Source organism: Actinoplanes sp. M2I2 (genome assembly GCF_023544445.1).
Classification (GTDB): domain Bacteria; phylum Actinomycetota; class Actinomycetes; order Mycobacteriales; family Micromonosporaceae; genus Actinoplanes.
Map to the genome: position 1 here is coordinate 1 of NZ_JALPVJ010000023.1, position 18587 is coordinate 18587.

General features: G+C 68.6%; 20 protein-coding genes. 15 read left to right on the forward strand and 5 right to left on the reverse strand.

Translation table 11 applies throughout. The annotated features are described in order from the left end of the window. The 6 genes from HJC40_RS35450 to HJC40_RS35475 all read left to right on the forward strand — a co-directional run. A partial coding sequence (locus HJC40_RS35450; RefSeq protein WP_250007821.1) for a phosphate ABC transporter ATP-binding protein occupies nucleotides 1-426 on the forward strand: 426 nt, incomplete at its 5' end. A 679-nt stretch (nucleotides 427-1105) separates the two neighbouring features. After that, nucleotides 1106-2236, forward strand: coding sequence for an ATP-NAD kinase family protein (locus tag HJC40_RS35455; protein WP_250007822.1), 1131 nt, complete (start codon nucleotides 1106-1108; stop codon nucleotides 2234-2236). Between the two features lie 37 nt (nucleotides 2237-2273). After that, entirely contained in the window at nucleotides 2274-3674 is a 1401-nt protein-coding gene (gcvPA, locus tag HJC40_RS35460; RefSeq protein WP_250007823.1) for an aminomethyl-transferring glycine dehydrogenase subunit GcvPA, read from the forward strand. Beyond that, nucleotides 3674-5221, forward strand: a complete 1548-nt coding sequence (gene gcvPB / locus HJC40_RS35465; RefSeq protein ID WP_250007824.1) for an aminomethyl-transferring glycine dehydrogenase subunit GcvPB — start codon at nucleotides 3674-3676, stop codon at nucleotides 5219-5221. Before gcvPA ends, gcvPB begins: the two co-directional genes overlap by 1 nt. Nucleotides 5222-5373: 152 nt before the next feature. After that, the gene (locus HJC40_RS35470; RefSeq protein ID WP_250007825.1) at nucleotides 5374-6681 is read left to right on the forward strand and encodes a PQQ-binding-like beta-propeller repeat protein; all 1308 of its coding nucleotides are present in this window, start codon (nucleotides 5374-5376) and stop codon (nucleotides 6679-6681) included. Nucleotides 6682-6691: 10 nt separating this feature from the next. Then, nucleotides 6692-6865, forward strand: a complete 174-nt coding sequence (locus HJC40_RS35475; RefSeq protein ID WP_250007827.1) for a hypothetical protein — start codon at nucleotides 6692-6694, stop codon at nucleotides 6863-6865. Nucleotides 6866-6948: 83 nt separating this feature from the next. Here HJC40_RS35475 and HJC40_RS35480 read toward each other — a convergent pair whose 3' ends face one another. Next, the gene (locus tag HJC40_RS35480) at nucleotides 6949-7575 is read right to left on the reverse strand and encodes a helix-turn-helix domain-containing protein (protein WP_308200985.1); all 627 of its coding nucleotides are present in this window, start codon (nucleotides 7573-7575) and stop codon (nucleotides 6949-6951) included. Nucleotides 7576-7627: 52 nt separating this feature from the next. Between HJC40_RS35480 and HJC40_RS35485 the strand changes: the two genes are divergently transcribed. Beyond that, nucleotides 7628-8308 carry a hypothetical protein gene (locus tag HJC40_RS35485; protein WP_250007829.1) on the forward strand — a complete coding sequence of 227 codons (681 nt, stop codon included), beginning with the start codon at nucleotides 7628-7630 and terminating at the stop codon, nucleotides 8306-8308. 44 nt (nucleotides 8309-8352) lie between these two features. Here HJC40_RS35485 and HJC40_RS35490 read toward each other — a convergent pair whose 3' ends face one another. Beyond that, on the reverse strand, nucleotides 8353-8994 hold the full coding sequence (locus tag HJC40_RS35490) for a hydrolase (RefSeq protein WP_250007830.1): 642 nt from the start codon (nucleotides 8992-8994) through the stop codon (nucleotides 8353-8355). A 193-nt stretch (nucleotides 8995-9187) separates the two neighbouring features. On the opposite strand from HJC40_RS35490, the gene HJC40_RS35495 reads away from it, so the two are divergent. From HJC40_RS35495 to HJC40_RS35515, 5 genes are all read left to right on the forward strand, one after another. After that, on the forward strand, nucleotides 9188-10117 hold the full coding sequence (locus HJC40_RS35495) for a LysR family transcriptional regulator (RefSeq protein ID WP_250007831.1): 930 nt from the start codon (nucleotides 9188-9190) through the stop codon (nucleotides 10115-10117). A 174-nt stretch (nucleotides 10118-10291) separates the two neighbouring features. After that, nucleotides 10292-11032: a MerR family transcriptional regulator gene (locus HJC40_RS35500; RefSeq protein WP_250007832.1), complete on the forward strand. Its 741-nt coding sequence runs from the start codon at nucleotides 10292-10294 to the stop codon at nucleotides 11030-11032. Nucleotides 11033-11133: 101 nt separating this feature from the next. Continuing rightward, nucleotides 11134-11910, forward strand: coding sequence for a MerR family transcriptional regulator (locus HJC40_RS35505; RefSeq protein WP_250007833.1), 777 nt, complete (start codon nucleotides 11134-11136; stop codon nucleotides 11908-11910). Next, nucleotides 11907-12587, forward strand: coding sequence for a GPP34 family phosphoprotein (locus tag HJC40_RS35510; protein ID WP_250007835.1), 681 nt, complete (start codon nucleotides 11907-11909; stop codon nucleotides 12585-12587). Before HJC40_RS35505 ends, HJC40_RS35510 begins: the two co-directional genes overlap by 4 nt. 79 nt (nucleotides 12588-12666) lie before the next feature. After that, entirely contained in the window at nucleotides 12667-12993 is a 327-nt protein-coding gene (locus HJC40_RS35515) for a GNAT family N-acetyltransferase (RefSeq protein WP_250007836.1), read from the forward strand. A 100-nt stretch (nucleotides 12994-13093) separates the two neighbouring features. Here the strand turns inward: HJC40_RS35515 and HJC40_RS35520 are convergent, their stop codons facing one another. After that, the gene (locus HJC40_RS35520) at nucleotides 13094-13987 is read right to left on the reverse strand and encodes a DUF5996 family protein (RefSeq protein ID WP_250007837.1); all 894 of its coding nucleotides are present in this window, start codon (nucleotides 13985-13987) and stop codon (nucleotides 13094-13096) included. A 227-nt stretch (nucleotides 13988-14214) separates the two neighbouring features. On the opposite strand from HJC40_RS35520, the gene HJC40_RS35525 reads away from it, so the two are divergent. Together HJC40_RS35525 and HJC40_RS35530 are read left to right on the forward strand one after the other, a co-directional pair. Next, nucleotides 14215-15699: an alpha/beta hydrolase gene (locus HJC40_RS35525; protein WP_250007838.1), complete on the forward strand. Its 1485-nt coding sequence runs from the start codon at nucleotides 14215-14217 to the stop codon at nucleotides 15697-15699. A gap of 192 nt (nucleotides 15700-15891) precedes the next feature. Further along, the gene (locus HJC40_RS35530; protein ID WP_250007839.1) at nucleotides 15892-16275 is read left to right on the forward strand and encodes a response regulator; all 384 of its coding nucleotides are present in this window, start codon (nucleotides 15892-15894) and stop codon (nucleotides 16273-16275) included. A gap of 74 nt (nucleotides 16276-16349) precedes the next feature. Here HJC40_RS35530 and HJC40_RS35535 read toward each other — a convergent pair whose 3' ends face one another. Continuing rightward, a complete protein-coding gene (locus HJC40_RS35535) occupies nucleotides 16350-17198 on the reverse strand; it encodes an SDR family NAD(P)-dependent oxidoreductase (protein WP_250007841.1) in 849 nt (282 codons plus the stop codon). A 153-nt stretch (nucleotides 17199-17351) separates the two neighbouring features. Between HJC40_RS35535 and HJC40_RS35540 the strand changes: the two genes are divergently transcribed. Then, a complete protein-coding gene (locus HJC40_RS35540) occupies nucleotides 17352-17900 on the forward strand; it encodes a TetR family transcriptional regulator (protein WP_250007842.1) in 549 nt (182 codons plus the stop codon). Between the two features lie 240 nt (nucleotides 17901-18140). Here the strand turns inward: HJC40_RS35540 and HJC40_RS35545 are convergent, their stop codons facing one another. After that, on the reverse strand, nucleotides 18141-18488 hold the full coding sequence (locus HJC40_RS35545) for a helix-turn-helix transcriptional regulator (protein WP_250007843.1): 348 nt from the start codon (nucleotides 18486-18488) through the stop codon (nucleotides 18141-18143). Nucleotides 18489-18587: the final 99 nt, after the last annotated feature.

Genomic DNA, 18587 nt, shown 5'->3' on the forward strand with positions numbered 1-18587 from the left:
AACGACATCGCCGAGAACGCGCTGCGCCGCGCCGCGTTGTGGGACGAGGTCAAGGACCGCCTGGGCAAGAACGCGCTGGGGCTGTCCGGCGGCCAACAGCAGCGCCTGGTGATCGCCCGTGCCCTGGCGATCGAGCCCGACATCCTGCTCATGGACGAGCCGGCGTCCTCCCTCGACCCGAGAAGCACCTCGCGCATCGAGGACCTGATGCACGAGCTCACACCGGGCGTCACGATCGTGATCGTCACCCACAACCTTCAGCAGGCCGGCCGCGTCGGTGACTACACCGCTTTCCTGAGTTCCGAGCCCGACGAGGAGGACGGCGCCGTCGTCGGTCGTCTGGTCGAGTTCGGGACGACCGAGAAGATCTTCAGCCACCCCGATGACAAACGGACCGAGGACTATGTCATGGGCCGTTTCGGCTGAGCCGATCGCGCGCCGCCAGCGACGCCGGCGCACGCGGTGACGGGCCGGGCGAATCCATCGCCCGGCCCGTCGTCTGCCTGCGGCGGCGGGGGTTCGACCCAGGTCCGCAACATGGTTTCCGCGATCGAGCCCAGCGCCGCTTCGAGTCGACCACCAATCTCATCGGCAAAGGCACGATGGCGCTTCTCGATCCCCACAACCGATTCGCGCACGCGCCGAGGCCACCCCGCTGAGTTTCGGAGGGGATCCATTTCTGCCTTGGCGCCGGCCTCGCCCGGCTCGAGGCCCGCATCGTGATTCCCGCGACCGGTCAGTGAATTCTCCGAAACAATAAAAGCGATTCAGCTTTGGCTGTGTGGCTGGCGCCGGGTGTATTCCATTCGCCTCGCGTGGCACGACCCTCCCGGTCTTCCAGTTGACCGATCTCATCGCAGACTTCCCCTTTATGCCTCCCGATGAGAAACCGTGTTGTGGCGACCGGGTCAAGCATTCGAACGGATCGGCAGGCCCGAGCGTGCGGTGCCTCACATTCTGAACAGGTCCGTGGTCGGGCGAGTTCATCAGGTCATAACAGCCACTGATCAATCACCTATCAGCCGAAGGAATCAGGCGGGCTGACGGTCGGCTCGTCGAAGCCCGCGTGGCGGCGGGATCAACGAGCATTCTCCAGGAGGCGGCAATGACAGCCGAAGGCGCAACGCTCGGCATCATCATCAATCCGGTGGCCGGGATGGGCGGCAGTGTCGGCCTCAAGGGAACCGACGGTGAGGACGTCCTCCAGGAAGCCTGGCGCCGGGGCGCACGCCCGGTCGCCGAGCAACGCGCCCATGTCGCGGTGAGCCGTCTGACCGAATTGGCGAGGCCGTTGCGTGTTCTCACCGGTTCCGGCGAGTCCGGTGAGGACGTCGTACGCGCAGCCGGGCTTGATGTGGAGGTGGTGCATGAATCGGCACCCGGGCCCACCACGTCGGCCGACACGCGAGCGGCGGCTGAAGTCATGGCGGCGCGTTCGGTGGATCTTCTTTTGTTCGTCGGCGGGGACGGGACGGCCCGCGACGTCCTGGCCGCGGTGGGCGACGCCGTGCCCGTGCTCGGCGTGCCGGCCGGCGTGAAGATGCATTCCGCGGTGTTCGGTACCAGCCCCAGCAACACCGGACACCTCGCGGCCTTGTTCCTCGCGGGCAGCCCGGCGGCGAGGCTGCGCGAAGCCGAAGTGATGGACCTCGACGAAACCGCCTTCCGCAGCGACCGGCTCTCCGCACGGCTCTACGGCTACGCCCGCAGCCCGTACGAGCGTCATCTCTCGCAGAACGCCAAAGCCGGGTCGGGGGCGAGCGGCGAAGCGTCGCTCCGTCTCGCGGCCCAGCAGGTCGCAGCCGACATGCGGCCCGGCAATCTCTACATCCTCGGCCCGGGCACGTCCACCCGCCGCGTCACCGACGCTCTCGGCCTGCCCTCGACCCTGCTCGGCGTCGACGCCGTCATGGACGGCAAAACCGTCGGCGCCGACCTCGACGAACAAGCACTTCTGGAAATCATGCAGGGCCGACAGACGTGGATCGTCGTCGGCGTGCTCGGCGGCCAGGGCAGCCTCTTCGGACGAGGCAACCAGCAGATCAGCGCCGAAGTGATCCGCCGTACCGGACGCGACCACATCATCGTCATCTCCAGCCTGGAGAAGCTTGTCGCCCTCGACACCGCAGCACTGCACGTGGACACCGGCGACGCCGAGGTGGACGCGATGCTGGCCGGTCATGTCCGGATCGAAACCGGCCCCAACCGCAGCACGCTCTTCACCGTGAAGGCGTGACCGCGGTCCTTTCTCAGCTCAACGAAGGAGCCCTCTCATGGGGAAAAGCACGGCACATCCGTACATGGCCAACTCGGTGCCCGAGATTCAGCGGGAGATGCTCGACGCGATCGGCGCCGACAGCATCGACGAGCTGTTCAGCCAGATCCCGGCCGACCACCGCACCCAGCATCCGTTCGACCTGCCGCCGGCGCTCAGCGAGAACGAGCTCACCCGGCATGTCATCGGCATCCTGGCGAAGAACCAGACCGTCGAGCAGAATCTCAACTTCCTCGGCGCGGGCAGCTGGCAACACCACGTGCCCGCCGTCTGCGACGAGGTGGTCCGCCGCAACGAGTGGCTCACCTCGGTCTTCGGCGAACCCAGTTCCGACCACGGTCGCAACCAGGCGTGGTTCGAGTTCTGCAGCCAGCTGGCCGAGCTCGTCGATCTCGACCTGGTCGGTCTGCCGGTGCGCAGCTGGGGCAGCGCGGCCGGATCTGCGCTGCGAATGGCCTCGCGCCTGACCGGGCGCAACGAGGTCGCGGTCGTCCGGGCCATCGACCCCGAGCGCCTCTCGGTGATTCGCAACTATTGTGAGCCGGTCGAGATGGCCAACCACATCGCCGTCCGCCTCGTCGACTACGACCCGGCCACCGGTCTGATGAACGTGGACGACCTGCGCGAAGCGGTCGGCGACCAGACGGCCGCCGTCTACTTCGAGACTCCCTCCTATCTCGGCGTGATCGAGCAGCAGGGTGCCGCCATCGCCGAGATCGCCCACGCGGCCGGCGCCGAGCTGATCGTCGGGGTCGACCCCCTTTCGCTGGGCGTGCTCGCCGCACCCGCCCATTTCGGCGCCGACTTCGTCGTCGGCTCCATCCAGCCCCTCGGCGTCCGGCTGAACACCGGCGGTGGCGTCGGCGGTTTCATCGCCACGCGCGATGAGGACCGCTACGCCCACCAGTACCCGACGTTGCTCCTCAGCATCGCCGAGACGATCCAACCCGGCGAGTACGGCTTCGGGCTAAGCCTGTTCGAGCAGTCCTCCTACGGCCTGCGGGACAAAGGCAACGACTGGACCGGTCACTCGGTCTACATGTGGGCGATCGCCGCTGCCACCTACATGGCGATGATGGGCCCGAAGGGTTTCGAGGAGATCGGCGGCGTCATCCTGCAGCGGGCGCACCACGCGGCGCAGCGGCTGGCCGAGATCGACGGCGTACGCGTCATGTTCCCCTCGGGGTTCTTCAAGGAGTTCGTCGTGAACTTCGACGAGACCGGCCGGGAAGTCGACGAGATCAACGCGTCCCTCCGCGAGCAGGGCATCTTCGGCGGCAAGGACCTGTCGCGGGAATTCCCTGAACTGGGTGCGAGCGCTCTGTACTGCGTCACCGAAGTCCACACCGGGAACGACATCGAGCGCCTGGTCGGCGCCCTCAGGAAGGCGATCGCGTGATGAGCATCGAGCCGAAGGAATATCAAGCTCCGGTCTGGAACGAGCCGATCATCCACCAGATGGGCGCCGCGGGCCGCCGCGGGGTGCTGTTCTCGCGGGTGGAGGACGAGATCGAGGCCGGCGTCGGCCCGGCCTCCGCGCTGATTCCGGAGGCGGCGCGTCGCCGTGACCGGCCCGCCCTGCCCGAACTCTCCGAGCCCGAAGTGCTCTACCACTATCTACGGCTGTCACAGCAGACGCTCGGCATGATGGGCATCAGCCTCTTCGGCACCTGCACGATGAAATACAACCCGTCGGTCAACGAGGCGATCGCCTGGCGGCCGGAGATCACCGAGGTCCACCCCCTCCAGCACGACGACACCCTGCAGGGCACACTCGAGATCGTGCATGGGATGGACCTGATCCTGCGCGAGCTCTCCGGGATGGATCAGTTCGTCTTCCAGGCCGGCGGCGGCGCCGAGGCAGCGTACGTCAACTGTGCGGTCACACGCGGCTATCACGCCGCCCGCGGCGAGCTCGAACAGCGCAACGAAATCATCACCACGATCCAGACCCACCCCTCCAGCGCCGCGACCGCCGCCACGGCCGGGTTCAAAGTCATCACGCTGATGCTCGACGAGAACGGCTACCCCTCGCTCGACTCGCTGAAAGCCGCCGTCTCGAACCGGACAGCCGCCCTGATGGTCAACAACCCCGACGACATGGGCGTCTACAACCCGGAGATCAAGGAATGGGTACGCATCGTCCACGAAGCCGGCGGGCTCGCCTTCCACGACAGCGCCAACTTCAACGGCATCATCGGCAAGCTCCGGCCCCGCGAGATCGGGTTCGACGCCTGCATGTTCATGCTTCACAAGACGTTCGGAGCGCCCAAGAGCGGCGTCGGCGGGCCCGCGGTCGGCGCGTACGGCTGCTCCGCCGAACTCGCACCCTTCCTCCCGTCACCGCTGGTCGGCTTTGACGGCAATCGGTATCACCTCGACTACGACCGGCCGCAGAGCATCGGCAAGATCCGCGAGTTCTGGGGCAACGTACCGGTCGTCATCAAGGCTTACGCCTGGTCACGGTCGGTGGGCGCCGAGGGGATGGGACAGGTCTCCGACCTCTCCGTGCTGGCCAACAACTACATGGAGAAGGGCCTGCTCGCCATCCGCGGCGTCACGCGGTCACACCCCGACGCCACTTCGCCGCGGCTCGAGATGACCCGCTACAGCCTGGAGACGCTCAAGGAGGAGACCGGGGTCGACATCCACGACGTCCAGAACCGGATGACCGACTTCGGCATCGACGCGCCGTGGACCAGCCACGAACCCTGGCTGATTCCCGAACCGTTCACGCCGGAAGCCGGCGAGATGTGGGGCAAGGAAGCGCTCGACACCTGGATCGCCGTCCTCAAACAGGTTTCCGACGAGGCCTACTCCGATCCGGAACATGTCAGAACGGCGCCCCACAGACAAGCGATTCACCGCCTGAAGCCCGGCGCGGTCGACGACCCGGACACCAGGGCCATGACCTGGCGCGCCTACCAGCGGAAGACAGGCCGCTAGCCGTCACGGCGGCGGGTGGAGGACGCTCGGAAGGCGGCCTCCACCCGCCGGGCGTCTTCCTCGCCCGTCGCACACGAGGCGGCAACCGCGCCGCCGCGCTATCTTGCCTACAAGATGCGGTACGCGTGCGTGGTGACGGTGGTCGGCTGACGATGACTCTGATTGACCTCGACAACGCGGGGCCCACCACCGAGGCAGCTGCCGCGCCGGTCAATGTGCCGCGGCTGCGCCGGCTGGCTCTGGCCGTGCTGACCGCGGTGGGTCTGGCCACGATGACCGCTTCGGCGCCGCCGGCGCCGACGCTGGTGCGGCCGCTCTGGACGACGGCGTTGCAGCCGAGCGACACCGTGGCCATGGACGGCCGGACCGTCTACCTGAATCGCAGCAGTCCTTCCGGGCCGGCCGAGGTTGTCGCCTTCGACCTGCACACCGGCGGCCTGCGCTGGAGCACGCCGACCGGCGACGCGTACGGTATCCGGCCCGTCGAGGGCGTCGTCCTGGTCACCACGGGCCCGTCAGCGATCGGCTCGACCTCGTCCTCGCCGGGGCCCCGCACTATCGCGCTCGACGCGGCAACCGGCACGCGACTCTGGCAGTCCGCCGGGGCCTCCTCGCCGTCGTCGGTGGGTAGTGAGGTGCTGCTCGCCGAGACCGGTCAGTCCGGTGCGACCACGGGCCTGCGCCTGGTCGGCCTCCGGGACGGCCACCAGGTGTGGCGACGGTCGATCACCCCGGCCGAGGAATGGACAACCCTCACGGACGGTGGCCGGCCCACCTCGGTCGTCACGGTGACCCCCACGGGCGATGCCACCGTCTACGGCTACGACGACGGCGCCGTACGCCACCGCAGCCGCATCCCCTGGAACGGGGTGTATTCGGCGACGTTCTTCCCGGTCGGCGACCGGCTGGTGGTGATCCGCACGGCGTTCGCCCAGACTGCCGCCGCCGTCTACCGCGCGGCCGACCTGAGCCCGCTGTGGCGGTCCGACGAGCTGATCGGCTACGTCACCGGCTGCGGCCCACTGATTTGTACGGCTGGTGTGCGCGGTGTGGCCGGCCGCGATCCCGCCACCGGTCGTCAGGCCTGGCGGCGTGACGACCTGAACTTCGTGTGGGACGTCGGCGCCGGCCGCCTGTTGCTCTCCGCCGCCGCCAATCTGGCCTCGGCCACGACGGTCCTGGTCGACGCGGCCACCGGTCGCACGATCGGCCGTCCGCTCGGAGGCCAGGAGGCGTTCGTGGCCGGCCCGCCCGGTTCACTGATCCTGCTGCGCGCGACCGGAAAGCCCGATGACCGCACCGCCGTGAACCGCCTGAACCTGGCCGATGGCCGGCAGACCGCCCTCGGCACGGTCGACCGGCTCGCCGAGCAGGACTGCCAGGGTGTGCCGGGCTATCTGCTCTGCCGGCGCGGCGACACCTTGACCGTCACCGCCGTCACCGCGCCGGGTTCCGGTTGAGCGAGTCCCGGTGCGCGGCGTCCGTCGAGCGCGGGTCGAAGATCTCGCGGCGGTGATCGACGCCGCCGGAGGGCGCGCGCACCTGTTCGGCGCGTCGACCGGAGGGGCACTCGCGGAGGTCGAGGGCCACATCGCCGATCCGGCCGTACTCGGTCCCGTCCTCAGCACGTTCTTCACCGGCTGAGATCATGCCTCCGGACCGAAGCAGCCGGCACCGCTCTCCGAAACGCAGTCAGGCATGCGACGCGGGCCGGCGACCGGGCATCCTCACGCGGCTCGGGCGCTGAGGACGCAGTCGGCAGCCGCGTAGAGCGTCTCGGTCTCGGACCTCAGGATCGAGTCCTCGGCGGGCAGCGCTCGTTCGATCGACAGTCCGTTCAGGACGGTGAGCAGGAATCGCACCCGGCGCGCGTGATCCTCCCTGGGCAACGCGCCCTCGTCGGCGAGGACCGACAGCCAGTATTCGACGCGGCGCCAACCTCCCCGCTCCAAGGCGAGATACGTCGCGCGCACCTCCTGCGTCGGCTCGGACGCGATATATGTCTGGTACGCCTTAGTCCACGCCTCACGTGCCTGCTCCCCGACACCGGCAGGGGCGAGCACTTGCCGGAGACAGTTGACCAGCCGATCCCGGGCCGGCAGCGATCGGTCGTGGATCGGGTCGTCGGAGAACACCTGGCCGTAGATCCTGTCGAGCACGGCGTCCTGCAGCGCGCGCTGGGTCGGGAAGTGAAACCTCAGCGAGCCCGTGCTCACCCCGGCGCGGGCCGCGACCGCACGCACGCTCAGCCGCGCCGTCACATCCTCGGCCAGCATTGACGCCGCAGCCGCGAGAACGCGTTCCCGTGATCCGGTACCCCGGTCATCCTCCGTCACCAAGCCACCTCCTATCACATCGTACTAGTACGCCGTGCTAGCTTGGCTACTAGTACACCGTGTCAGTCAGGTGGTGGCGACCGAGGCGAGCGAGGAAAACGTGATCAAGGAATGGCAGCGACAGCGAGCCGTCAGACGCATCAAAAGCGGGAACGGGCGGGCGTTGAAGCCGCTCCGCTGGTGGCAACTGCTCACCCGCGGACTGTTCTATCTACCCCTGACCCACCCGGATGGCCGGCCGACGATGTATGCCGTCGACCTGCCCTACCGGGCTGACACGGGCAGCGGCAAGGCACGGGCCCACCTGTACCTCGACGGCAGACACCACGCCGAGTCCAAGCTCCCGGCAGCCTTCCCCGTCGAGGGCGGCACCATCGAGGTGGCGATCAGCGCATTCGGGATCAAGCGCATCCACTACGTCACCGTCGCCGGCACGCAACGCCAGCTCATCCCGGACCCGAAGTCCGCCGAAGGGCGCCGCGCCCGCGTGGATCGCGACCACCCGGCGCTGAGCCGCTCGATCGGTCTCCTTGCGGTGCTGATGCTCCTCGTCGGCGTGGGCCTCAATCTGCTGCAGCTCGCCGAACCCCTCTCGCGAATCCCCGCGATCGCCGACAGCATCGGACCCTTCGAATCCCCCGTCCACCTCCAGGTCTGGCTCAACTTCGCCCTCGCCGTCGGCGCCTCTCTCGCCAGCGCCGAGCGGGCACTTCGCCTGCGTTACACCCTGCTCGACCAAGCCGGGAAATAGCCACAAACACCTTGCTCGTCTGAGGAATGGCCCCGAGACGTTCTTCATACCGCGGCCGACTCCATGGCCTTCTCGGGGTTGAAGCCGTCAGAGCTCTCGAAGACGTCCATGAATCCCGGGACGGTCTCCTCGCGCGCCCAGTCGCGCTGGAGCTCGCAATACAATTGGACGCGGCTGCTCAGCTTGGCGCCCGCCTGTTCGACACGACGGAGCGCCGCCTCGTGCGCCGCGACCGACGTGCCACCGACGGCGTCCACGGGGACATAGACCTCATAGCCTTCCTGGAGGGCGTCGAGCGCGGGGAAGGCCAGGCACACCTCGGTCCACAGCGCGGTCATGATGAGCTTGCGGCGCCCGAGCGCCTTGACCGCCTGCTTGAACTCGACGTCTTCCCAGGCGTTGACCGTGGTGCGGTCATAGGTCGGCAGGTGTCCGATGAGGTCCCGCAGGTCCTGGATCGCCGGCTCGTTGCGGCCGGTCTCGACGTTGACCGTCGAGTGGATGATGGGAAGGTTGTAGGTGAGCGCCGCCTTGGCGGTGCTCACAATGTTGAAAACCAGTTCCTCACGCGGCATCGACCGAATGGAAGAGACCTGGACCGGCTGATAGTCGATGATGATGAGGGCCGAGTTCTCGGGCGTCAGAAGATGGTCGGTCCGGGGGTTGCGAATCATTTCGCTGGTCATGGATGTCTCCTTGAAGATAAGATCGGAGGTCGGCTCAAGCGGGGATGACTCCTCGCGCAGTCGTTGAGATAACTGCTGTCCGGCAGCCCGACTTGCTGACCGGCTGCACGACTTTCCCGACGTGAACGACACTAGGCGAGCCCTTCCGCATACGTCCAAGACGCGTTTGACCCCCGGTCGATAGGCTCTGTCTATGGATATCAGCCCGCGCCTCCTGCAGTACTTCGTGGCCGTGGCGGACGAGCTGCACTTCGGGCGTGCAGCCACCCGCCTGCACATCTCGCAGCCGTCGCTGAGCCAGCAGATCCGCAAACTCGAGCACACCCTCGGGACTGCGCTGTTCCTCCGTTCCAGCCGTCGAGTGCAACTCACCGCCGCGGGCCGGACCCTGGCCCTCGAGGCGCCGGTCGCGCTCAGCGCGCTGGCCCGCGCCGTGGAACTGACCCGTCTGGCCGGCTCGGGCACGGAGATGACGGTTCGATTGGGCTACACACCGGTCGCCAGCTTCGAGACGCTGTCCACGCTCATGAACGCCCTCCAAGAGGACCACCCCACACTCACGGTCATCCCTCGTGAGGTGTTCAGCGCCGAGATCCCCGAGCACCTGAACAACGGGGACCTGGATCTCGGCCTGGCGCTGTCGCCGCCGTCCCGCGAGGGAGTCGGCAGCGAACTCCTCCGCGAAGAACCGTTGTCCGTACTTCTCAGCGCCCAGCACCGCCTGGCCTCCGTGCCGCTGGTCCCCTTGAGACTCCTGAAGGAGGAGACGCTGCTGCTCTTCCCCCGCCGGCTCGCGCCCGCGTACTACGACGACATCGTCGCCGCCTGCCAGGAAGCAGGCTTCTCACCCGACATCCTCGCCTTCGACGAGCCACCCGTGAGCGCCTGGCTCGCACGCCTGTCCAGCGGACGCGAGGTCGGGCTGGCCCCGTCGGCCTTCGCCGAACACGCGGCGCGAGCCGGCACCGAGATCGTGCGGCGCGACGTGATCGAACCGTCCATCATGGCCAAGCTCTCGTTGACGTGGGACTCGAATGATCCGTCGCCGGCCATGGCGAGCGTCCTGGCCTCCGCCCGGCGCTGTGCTGAACGCCATGGCTGGCTCCGAACCACCATCCCATAGCCGGACCTTCAGCCGGAGCGTGACCAGACTCCCAAGAGCCCCGGCGGCAGGCGAAAGTGATGGAGAACGCTCAGGCCGGCCGGCGATGAGCTGTTAGCGTGAAGCTTCCTTTCGGTACCGGCACCAATCGCCTGCGACCGGGTCGCACCCGGTCGCCCCGGGGAGGTAAGCGACGTGGCCTGGAGCACGAGCGAGCTCGCGGAACTCGCCGGCACCACGGTGAACACGATCCGGCACTACCACCGTCTGGGCCTGCTCGTGGAGCCCGATCGCCGCCACAACGGCTACAAGCAGTACGAGACACCAGATCTCGTACGGTTGCTGCACATCCGGCGGCTGGTCGAGCTGGGCCTGCCCCTGGCCCGGATCAAGGAGCTGACCGAGGGCACAGGCGGCTCCCCGGAGGCGTTGCGCCAGGTCGACGTCGACCACGCGGCCGCCATCGAACGGCTGGAGAAGGCCCGGCAGGGCATCGCGGCCATCCTGCGCGAGAACGCGCCACCCGACACGCCACCGGGCTTCGAGTCCGTCGGCGCCCGCCTGTCCCAGGCCGACCGCTCCCTCATCCACATGTACACGCAGGTCTTCGACGAGCAGGCCCTGGCCGACGTGCGGCACGCGGTGGAGAACGACAACGACAACGACGCCGTCAGCGCCGATTTCGATGCGCTGCCGGCCGACGCTGATGAGGCGACGCGGCAGAACCTGGCCGAGAAGTACGCGCCTTCGCTGGTCCGCACCCTTCGCGATCATCCCTGGATGGACAACGACGCGATGACCCGCGTGTCGAAGGGGAAGCCCGTCACGCGGCAGACGTTCGTCGACGCGTTGCGGGAGCTCCACAACGAGGCTCAACTCGATGTCATCCAGCGTGCCAAAGAGCTGGCCCGCGAGCAGTTGCGAAGAGAAGGCTGAGGCGCCGCCCGGTGGGGCCGGGGCGCTCGGTTTGACAGTGTGGCGGCCACACGGTGTCGGCTAGGCATAAACAGCCCGGTCGCATCAGGAAAGGGGCCGAAGTGGCTTGGAGCACCCGCGAACTGGCAAACCTCGCCGGCACAACCGTGAACACCATCCGGCACTACCACCGGCTCGGGCTGCTCGACGAGCCGGAGCGTCAGCTCAACGGATACAAGCAATACGACGTCCCGCATCTCGTCCGGCTGCTTCGCATCCGGCGGCACGTCGATCTGGGAGTGCCTCTCTCGCGCATCCAGGAGCTCGCCGCCGACGGGGAGCTCGGCGCCGAGGTGCTGCGTCAGGTCGACGCCGACCTCGCCGCGGAGCTCGATCGCCTGCGCCGGGCCCGCTCCGACATCGCCGTCATCCTGCGCGACGCCGCACCGGCCGGCGCGCCCGCCGGATTCGCGTCCGTCACGTCGAGCTTGTCCGGGTCCGGCTCCATGGCGCCCATCTACAGCAAGCTGTTCGACGACGTCGTGCTGAAGGACCTGCGGCGCATGATGGACGCCGGCACCGACCCCGTCACCGCCGAGGTCGACGCGCTGCCGGCGGAGGCTGACGAGGCGGCCCGTCAGGACCTCGCCGAAAAGCTGGCCCCGATCCTCGCGCAGCACCTCATCGACTATCCCTGGCTGAGCGATCCCGCCAAGCACGTGTCGGCGAGCGAACGGGTCATCCGGCAGACGGTCGTCGACGCGGTCGTCACGCTCTACAACGCCGCCCAGATCGACGTCCTGGTCCGGGCCGGCGTCCATGCTCGGAAGCAACTGTCCGCGGCCCCCGCCTCCCCCCAGGGCGCCCGTCGCATCCCCGTCGAAAGGAAAGCCCGATGACACCGGAGCCCGGCCCTCCCACCCTGGCGGAAGACCTGCTGCTCGTCCTGGATCAGTTCGGTCCGGGAGTCGATCCCGTCCTCTCCTGCGCTCTCGCCGGAGCGGTTCTGGCCGACCTCAGCCTCGGCGACCACGTGCGGACCCTCCCCGGCCGGGGAGGGTCGATCCGGGTGGAAGCAGTCCTCGAACGCCCGCCGGCCGGCGACATTCTCCGTTCGACCTGGGAATTCCTGCGGTCGCGTCCTCGGGGGGTCCAGGCCGCGCTCGCGGAGATCGAGGCGACCCTGGTCATCCCTCTGCTTCCCCGGCTCCTCCCGGGCGGCGACCTGAGCCGATCGGCGCATGAGGCGTTCGGCTCGGCCGACCCGGACGCTGACGAGGAAGCCAGGCGCCGGGCCGGCCTGGTCTCCGGCGTACGGGAAGTGCTGGTTGACGGCGCCGAGGCGCCTCAGCGGCTGGTCGCACTGGCCGCACTCATCTCGGCGAGCGGGACCCTCCGGCGGTTCGACCCCGTGATCCCCTGCACCCCGGCGGTCATCGCCCGCGCCGAAAGACTCGAACGTGACGTATGGGGGGCTCGGGCCGTCGCCGAGGCGCTTGCCCGGTCCGTCGCCGCGGCCCTCGCCGGCAACGTCATCGTCGCGGCCGCCGCCCTCTACGGCAGTCATCGGCGCTGAACGACCGGACGGCCGGTGGAAAAGTATGCTCATGCCACAGGGCCGAGCCGCTGCGGCGACGCTCCACCGGAAGGACACCATGAGCGACAACGTCGACGTGCGCGACAATCCCGCGCAGCACCGCTACGAGATCGCGGTGGACGGCGATCTCGCGGGATTCGCCGTCTACTACCTCGAGAAGGAGCGGATTGTCTTCATCCACACCGAGGTCGCGGTCGCCTACGAAGGACGAGGCCTGGGCAGCCGGCTCGCGCGTCAGGCCCTCGACGACGTACGCGGAAGGGGTCTGCGAGTGGTGCCGGCCTGCCCGTTCTTCGCGAGGTTCATCAAGCTCCACCCGGAGTATCAGGATCTGACCCGTCCTGGCGAGAGCTCCCGGGTCGTCCTCGGCGAGCACGATCAGTGAGCCGACCCTGAAGTAGCCGGGAATCCGGCCTCCTGGTCGCGGGCGACCGGCGCACGACGTGAGTCGCGTCCCCTGAACCCCCATCCAGGGGACGCGACGGTCACGCCTCCACGGACGAGCGGTCCCAGCCGGCCAGGTCGGCCGCGGCGCCGTAGGTCACGTGGAGGAACTCCAGGAGGGTCGCGTCGGGATCTGCCGACTCGGCCACCGTCTCGTACGGAAGCACACACTCCTGCAGGGTCTTGTCGAAGTACGCCTCCGTGCGCTCCCGGTAGCCCGGCGGTTCCGGATAGGCGTACGCGTAGAAGGCGCCCTCCGCGCCACCGCCCGGCCAGAAACCGAAGCTGGCCAGCTCGTGCGAGTAGCCCTCGTGCATGACCGACGGCGGGCAGTTGGGCACGCCGCCCGGGTGTTGCGGGGCGGCCCGGCCGGAGAAGCGGGTGTAAGCCAGATCCATCGCACCCCAGAAGAAGTGCACCGGGCTGGCCTTGCCCACGAACTCGGAGCGGAAGCGGCTCATCACCCGCTCGGCCTGCAGCAGCTGCCGCCAGAACAGTCGCGCGGCTTCCCCGTCGTACGAGGAGTTCCGGTCGTCCTGGGCGAAGGGGATCGCGTGCTCGACCTCGTTGGGGACGGGGTGGATGCTGGGCTCCAGGCCGAGCGCGGCCAGCGCCTCGAGGGTCTCGCCGTAGAACGTCGCGACGGGCTTCGGCTCGAGAACCACCTCGCGCGAACCGCCTTCGCTGGTGCGCATGCGCAGCCGCTGGTCGACGAAGTCGAACTCGATGTCGAGGACGCCCTTGTCGTACGGCACGGCCGAGGTGGTCAGGCCGCGGGCCGTGGGATAGAGCGTGACGTGCCACCAGTGGTTGGCCGACGGCGTGTACGCCATGCGAATCTTGCCGACGATCTGGGTCCACATGTGCAGGGTGTCGCGCGTCTCGGTCCAGTCGGCCGTGCGCAGCCGGGGCCACGCGTTCGTGATGGTGGTCAAGTCAGTTCCTTTCATCGGGCCGGCGGCCCAGGTCGTGGCTCGGGTCCAGCACACACCATGTTCTTCGAACAGGGTCAAGACCCAGCCTGTGCGCGCTCGTGTCCTCAGGGGTCTCGTGTCATCCGGGTCTCGTGTCGTCAGGGGTGAAGCCGCCTCCTTGACTGTGTTCTCGCGACATGGTGTCGGATCGACACCCAAATGCGGACGGACGACGTAGGAGGTTGTACATGTACCGAAAACATGGCGCTGTGCTGATCGGGACGATCGCCTTGCTCGGCACCTTTGTCGTGGCCGGACCGGCGGCGGTGGCGGTGGCGCAGCAAGCCGCATCCGAGCTGACGTGGGAGGCGTGCCCGGCCGATGTCGTGATGCCGGCGCCGGTCGCGGTGCAGTGCGCGAAAGTGCCGGTGCCGCTGGACTACGGCAACCCGGACGGCGAGCAGATCGAGGTCATGATCTCGAAGATCGCCAGCACCAACCCGGCCAAGCGGCGCGGCATCCTGCTGCTCAACCCGGGCGGGCCGGGCGGCACCGGGATCGACCAGGGCGCCTTCCTGGTCAACCGGGGCCTGCCGACCACCGTCTCGGACGCGTACGACCTGATCGGCATGGACACCCGGGGGGTGGGGCATTCGACGCCGATGAGCTGTGGGTTCACGCTCGAGGATCCCTACTGGGCCAACATTCCCCCGTACGCGGTCGACGACGCCGCGGTGACCCGGCAGGCCGCGATCGCCAAGCAGGTGGCCGACAAGTGCGCCGCCGCCGACAAGGACGGCCGGCTGCGGCACATCTCCACCGCGAACACCGCTCGCGATCTGGACCGGGTCCGGGCGGCCCTCGGCGAGAAGAAGGCCAGCTACTACGGGGCTTCCTACGGCTCGGCCCTCGGCGCGGCGTACGTCTCGCTGTTCCCGAAGACCACCGACCGGATCGTCCTCGACAGCAACGTCGGTGAGACCCACCTCGACCGGGCCGGTATGCGCCGGTACGGGCTCGGCTTCGAGCAGACGTTCCCCGATTTCGCCCGGTGGGTGGCGGCCCGGCACGGCGCGTACGGCCTGGGTCGTACGCCGACGCAGGTGCGCCAGACCTTCCTGCGGATCGTCGAGCGGCTCGACAAGACCCCCGCGCCGGACGGTGCGGACGGCGCCGTCGTCCGATACCTCACCTTCGCCGGCCTCTACAGCGAGATGCTGTACGGGCGGACAGCGCGCCTCTTGCAGACGTACCTCAACCCGGCCCAGGCCCCGGCGACAAAACAAGCACCGACGCCCAACCCCAACGACAACGCCTTCACGGCGTTCCTCGCGACCACCTGCAACGACGTCAACTGGCCCGAGGACGTGGCGACCTACCGCCGCGCCGTCGCCGAGGACCGCAAGCGCTACCCCCTGTACGGCGCCGCGACCGCCAACATCACGCCCTGCGCCTATTGGAAGCACGAGCCGTCCGAGCCCCCGGTGAAGGTCGACGCCAAGGGCCCGGCCACCGTCCTGATCCTGCAGAACCGCCGCGACCCGGTCACCCCGTGGGCGGGCGGAAAGCTGCTGCGCGACAAGTTCGGCCAGCGCGCCAAGCTGGTGACCGCCGAGGAGAGCGGCCACGGCGTCTTCCTCGTCCACACCAACGCCTGCGCCTTCACCATCACCACGAACTGGCTGGTCGACGGGAAGATGCCGGCTCGCGACACCACCTGCCGACCCAGCTGAACGACCCGTGTGGCACGCCTTCCGGCCGTCAGGAACGACGGCCGGAAGGCACGCTGAGCGCCGCAGGCATCGACCCTTGGTCTCCAACGGGGATGAAAATGACGAAAGTGGCTCCGGTGAACGCCACGATCGCTAGCGTCGACGGGGACGAAGGGAACGCATATGTCTTCGTCGGCGAGGTCGTCGACACCTGTGGTCCTGGCGGTTGACGACGACCCGGACGTGCTGGCGACCATCTCACACATGCTCCACACCCGCGGGTTCCGGGTTCTGACCGCCCTGGACACCGAGACCGCCTTGACCGTCTGCCAGCAAGAGGGCGGCGCCATCGACGTGCTCCTCGCGGACCTCTCGCTTCCGGGGGACCTCAGTGGCCGCCTCGCGCAGCGCGTCTCGTCCGAGTTCCCGAGCATCAAGATCATTTACGTGACGGGCGTACCGCGCTTCGTCGCCCTGGGTTCCGGACTGGTGCGGCCGGACGCTCCCTACCTGGAAAAGCCCGTCAACCCGGACGCCCTCACCGGCCTCATCCGTCGGCTGCTCGCGGAGTCGGCCCGAGAGCGCGAGCAGACGTAGGCCAGCCGTCGCGCCGGTCCGGCCGGGCCATGGGTGAACAGCCGTTGAAGGCTCGAACTCGATCCACCCGCGCACTACCTCCGTAGCTGCTGGGCGAGCATCGCCTCCGACCGCTCCCACAGTCCGCGAGCCAGGTCGACGTCGGCCGCCTGCGGGTTACGCGGCTTGGTGGGCTTACGCCGGAAGTAGTACGCGCCGGATCGCCAGTCGGTGCCCGGCCTGCCCTCGGCCAGCCAGACCAGCTGGTCCGCCCCCTGCTCGGGCGTGGAGAACAGGGCGCGGCGGGCGATCGGGCTGGCGGCGACGCGGCGGACGAAGCGGATGACCGGGCTGGTCACCTCGGAACCGAAGTTGGTCACGACGTTGCCCGGATAGAACGAGGCCGCCGCGAGCCCGTCGGCGTGGTGTCGACGGTGGAGCTCGCTGGTGAACAGGATGTTCTCGAGCTTCGCGGCACCGTAGGCGTGCACCTCGTCGAAGTGGCGGTCGTGATCGAGGTCGTCCAGATCGATCGTCTTGGTGAAGCGCACGGTGCTCGAGGTCTGAACGACCGAGGCGCCGGAGGCCAGGAGCGTGTCGAGCAGCAGGCGGGTGAGCAGGAACGGTGCGAGGTGGTTGACCTGGAAGGTCTTCTCGAAGCCGTCGACCGTCCGGGTGTGCCCGCCGAACATGCCACCGGCGTTGTTGGCGAGCACGTCGATGTGCCGGTGGGCCGCGCTGAGCTCAGTCGCGAGGCGGGTGACGTCGGCCAAGCGGGTGAAATCCGCGATGTGACTCTCGGCGCCGAGCTCCTCGGCGACCGCACGCGTCTTCTGCGGGGAACGCCCCACGACGACGACAGTGTGCCCGGCCGCGTGCAGGCGCCGCGCGGCTGCGGCGCCGATGCCGTCGCTGGCTCCGGTGATGACGATGACCTTCTTCATGGCCGACCTCCGAGATACATGGTCTCACATGTGGGACGGTGTCTCACAAGTGGAACGTAGTACAGTGTGGCGATGGCGGCAAAGGCGGCAAAGGCGGCATCCGGCGGCGTACGGGCTCGCGCGCGCCAGGCAATGCGGGTCCAGGTGGCTGCCGTGACGGTGGAGTTGATCCTCGAGCACGGCTACGAGGAAACGACGGTGGAGGACATCTGCCGGGCCGCCGACATCTCCCGCAGCACGTTCTTCCGGTATTTCCCGTCGAAGGAGGATGCTCTCTTCGGCCTGATGGGCGAGACCGGTCAGCAGCTGCTCGACGCGCTCACCGCGCGGCCATCCGGCGAGGCTCCGTGGGTCGCCATGCGGCACGCCCTCGAACCGCGCCTCGGCCAGCTGACCGAGGGCGGCGAGCGCGTCCGGCGGCTGATCCGCGTCATCGTGGGCGTCCCGGCGCTGGCCGCCCGCCACCGGGAGAAGAGCGCGCTGTGGCAGGCTCTGCTCCGGCCCGAGATCGCCCGCCGGCTCGGCTCCGACCCGGCCGACGGCACCGACCCCCGCGCCGACGCCGTCATCGCCGCCGCGCTCAGCTGCCTCGACGCGGCGCTGATCGCGTGGGTCTCGGACGAGAACGCCCGGCGCCTGCCCGATCTGCTGGATCGCGCCATGGGCACGGTCAGCGACCTCGGCCCGAGGACCAACGGCTGACGCCATCCGGACCGCGACCGGCGAACAGGTGTACCGGCATGGCAGCTCGACCCATCACCATCACCTGATGTGCCGCTAGCGTCTGTTTCGTGGCTGGGGTGGGAGCGAGGCCGAAGGCCTGCGCAGTTCAGCAGTCCGCCCGGCCCGGGCGCGTTCCATGCACACGAGGTCCTTGCCGGCGATCGCCGGGCTCACGAAGGAAGGGTTCCGGGTCAACGGCAACCGGCGCCGGACAGCGAATCAGGCGGCGGAACTCGAGTCGCTTTCCGGCGCGGAGTGCCAGTTCTCGCCGCTGTGCGCGAGGGCATCTCGCACGATGTGGGCCACGTGATCGTCGAGCAGCGCATAGGCGATCTCGCGGCTCTGCCGCACACCCCGGACCACCCCGGCCAGCCGCAGGACCCGCAGGTGCTGCGAGACCAGCGGTTGGGTCAGGCCGGTGAGCTCGACCAGCTGGTGAACGTAACGCGGCTGCGTCGCGAGCAGGTCGACGATCGCCAGGCGGATCGGCGAGGACAAGGCTTTGAACAGCTCACCGGCGGCCTCGTAGTGTTCGATCGCGTACTGCTCGATCGCGCCATCCTGCATGGCCACATGCTTTCATGCGCACTTGAGCCGGGCAATGCGCTCTGTCACCACGACGCCTTGCGGACGCCGCTTCTCCCGCTCGAGCAGCGCACAACGCGC